General features: G+C 66.7%; 2 protein-coding genes. Both read right to left on the bottom strand.

From position 1 onward, the window contains the following. Positions 1-6 precede the first annotated feature (6 nt). Positions 7-1,749 (bottom strand): hypothetical protein, encoded by a 1,743-nt coding sequence (locus ACFWPJ_RS17495; RefSeq protein WP_378852515.1) that lies wholly within the window; start codon positions 1,747-1,749, stop codon positions 7-9. After that, positions 1,740-3,164 (bottom strand): SagB family peptide dehydrogenase, encoded by a 1,425-nt coding sequence (locus tag ACFWPJ_RS17490; RefSeq protein ID WP_378852513.1) that lies wholly within the window; start codon positions 3,162-3,164, stop codon positions 1,740-1,742. The genes ACFWPJ_RS17495 and ACFWPJ_RS17490 overlap by 10 nt, the downstream gene beginning before the upstream one ends. Between the last annotated feature and the right edge of the window lie 65 nt (positions 3,165-3,229).

Below are 3,229 nucleotides of genomic sequence, written 5' to 3'. Positions count from 1 at the left end.
GTCCGGTCAGACCGGCTCTGGCATGAGTCTACCGCCGGTGTCATCCGCGATACTCTCGGCTCCCGCGGGTTCTGCCGCCCCGCGGATCGACACCAGCTCCGTGCCCAATCGGCAAGCGAAGGTCGGCACGGCGACTCGACCGGATATCGCCATGACAGCCGGATCCGCACCGAGCAAATTGATCAAGGCGATCAGCTTTTCCGCTTCCGGTATCGACCTGAGTTCCGAGGGGGAGACCGCGACGGCGGTCGCGGTGCCGGACCGCAAGCCGGCCAGCGCGAGACCGCGGCAATAGCGGAGCAGACCGGTCCGCACCGCGTCGTCCCAGCTGTAGCCGAATGCCACACCGGGTGGTGTTCGATACACGTCGATGGCGCGATCAACGACAGGGAACACGGTACGAGCATCGACGGTGACGACATCGCCGCCGATCAGGTGGTAGCCGAATACCTCCGCCGTGACTGCTCCCGACCACAGCGCGTCCAATGCCGCCGCACGATTGTCCCGTAGTTCCGCGGGCCAGCCCCGGGTAACGAGCCGGCGAGGGTCGACAGCGAGCGACAGATAGGACTCGAGCGCACTGGCCGCTGTGCGATACCTGGCGGTCGCGACATCGCGTCCCCAACCGGCGACGGTGAGCTGTCGCTGGTCGCGCCGGCGCAACAAACCCATCGGATCCGACACCCGGGTGGTGCACATTCGCAGCGGTATCTGGGAATAGTCGTGCTCGTCGATATCGCCGAACAGGCCGATCGCATCACCACGCAACGATGCCGCGCGCTGGGAGAATTCGGCATCGCTCAACCGCTCGGCAGCTCGAAGTTCCGTGACGCGCGCTGTGAAACCTTCGGCGGTGGGACCGTCGGGGCTGGACGCGAAGGGGTGCGCGATCGCATTGACCAGTACGGTAGCTCCGGTCGCCGGGTCGACCCGCGCGGTGCGCGCGGCCAGTCGGGACTCGGCGTCGTGTCTGGTCACCTCGGCCACCAGTTGGGCGGCGATGTTGCGGGAGAGCAGGGAGCTGGGCCGCATCGCAGAGGTCGTTGGCCCGGCCGGGTCCCGCACCGAGGTCGACTGCACGCGCAGGAACACCGACGCGATGTGCTCTGACGGGGATTCCCGCGTATCGCGCGCAAGCCAGATTCCGGAGTCCGCGAGGAGCGAGACAGCCAGTGGAACCCCCGCTGATCGGAACACGCGAAAGCATTCACTCGTGCCCGGTGCGTCGGGCAGCGAGACCTGCCCGAACGCGTTCGTGGCTTTCGAATTCCGGATGGCTGTCGCGATCGATGCGGGCTCCCACGGATTGTCCGTGACCGTCCAGTCGACATCAGGTAGTTCTGCTTGTGGCGCGGACGTGCTCACGCAGGCGACAGACACGACGCCCACCGTGGCAACCGCCTGTGCGACCGCGTGGCAGAACTCTGGGCCGCCCACGACGAGGATCCTGTTCTCCAGACCGTGCGGGGTCGCGCCGCTGCCCTCGATGTCGCCGCTGGATTCGTCGAGGTGGACGATTCGCCGCGCGACCAATCCGTTGACGAGTTTCTGCACCGCGTCACGGTGCCCGTCGGGTAGCCAGTCGCATACTTCGGTCAAGGTGTGCGAACCGTCCAGGTGTGGCGCCAGCGCTTCCAGCATCCGATACGGCGTGCGGCCGGTAATCGTCACCTCCCCAGAAGGCGCGAGAATGTAAGTCCCGGAGGCGGTTTCGGCAAAGTACGCGTCCTGGTCCAGTGTCAGTCCCACTTGTCTGCCCCCTGCTCGCCGAGACTTCCGATCATGAGTTCTCCTACGCTGCCCTCGCTGGTGAAGTCCAAGCCGACCGCGTTCTCGAACGTGGACGAGTCGCCGGCGCCGAGCCCGCAGATGCCGATGCCCGCCGCGGTCGCCGCAAGATACAGGGTCTGATACAGCGCGCCGACATGTTTGAGGATCAACGCGTACGGCACACCCTCGTAGGTACGGAGCAGACGCCCGAAGCGCGCGGTGATAACGATGACGGCTTGCGGCGGTCGGCGTACCGCTCCGGCCGCCGCCGCGGTGCGCAGTATCTGATCTGCCTGTGCGGTGCTACCGGGGAGCCTGCGTAGCTGGTGGTCGTGGCGCTCATAGTGATAGAAGCCCGGTTCCAAGCCGTCGGCGGTGCGCACCACCAGATAGGTCTCCAGTTCGTACACCGCTCCACCGGACGGATACGGCACGCTCAGGCACTCGGTGTCGTCGAGGAGATACTCCGAACGAGCCCGCACGGAGCGGAACAGGAGTTCGGAGATCTGCTCGAGCCGAATCGGGTGGTCGTCGTCGAAATCCCGATGCGAGCGACGCTCCTCCATCGCCTGTGCCAGCGGGATATCCGTCGAGCACAACGACTTGATGTCGGGATCGGGCAGCGCCACCACCGCACCGGCATGCCGGACCCGGCGTGCCGGCTCGGCCCGGCCCAGTGCTTTGCCCCACCCCGTGCGGCCGAAACCGATGTTGTCGTACCCGCCGTTCCCCTGGCGACTGTGACGATGGAACAAGAGATCCTGTGGCGCCCACTGACGAACGTCTACCGCGCTGTCCTCGCCGGTGCCACTGGCCAGCATGCCGACGGCCGCCAGGTCACGGACCAACCGGTCGTGGATCCGCGGTGGCGATTCGCCACCGGCCGTCGCGGGCGCACCGGCGAGCAGTGCGCCGACCGAGCCGGCGACCGCGGGCCGATGGACGAGGATCTGCGCGGCGGCCAACGGTGATTCGACGAGAACGCCGTCACCTTCCGATCGAACGACCACGAACCTCGACAAGCGAACATCGCCCGTGTTCGGCTCACGATCGGCCGAGCCGTCCAAGCATTCGATGGGAAGATCGCGCAGGGGGCGAAGCGTGTATTGCGGCTGATCGCCCGAGCGGATTGTCAGCGTCAGCCAGCCACCCGCGACCAGTGATTCGATGAACGCGCTCTCGTCGCCGGCCACGTCTGCTCGTGGCCAGGAGATTCCCGCATCCGCCGACAGTTCCCGCAGGATGCGGCGGTAGTCGGCATCGGGATGCGAGAAGGCTTGGTTGTGTCGCCAGACCCCACGGTGGAGCAGATGCAGCACGCCGGCCGCCACATCGTCGACGAGTGAGACTCCGGGCCGAAGCGACAGGATGAGTTCCTGGGCCGGTGGTGTCACGATGCCCCTTTCATCGGCTGTCCCGCATCGCGGGCGATGTCGTCGTCGATCGCCGCGATCGCCGC

It is taken from the genome of Nocardia sp. NPDC058497, assembly GCF_042720195.1.
GTDB lineage: Bacteria > Actinomycetota > Actinomycetes > Mycobacteriales > Mycobacteriaceae > Nocardia.
Note: the sequence above shows the minus strand (reverse complement) of the source record. Positions and strands in the feature narration are given on the sequence as shown.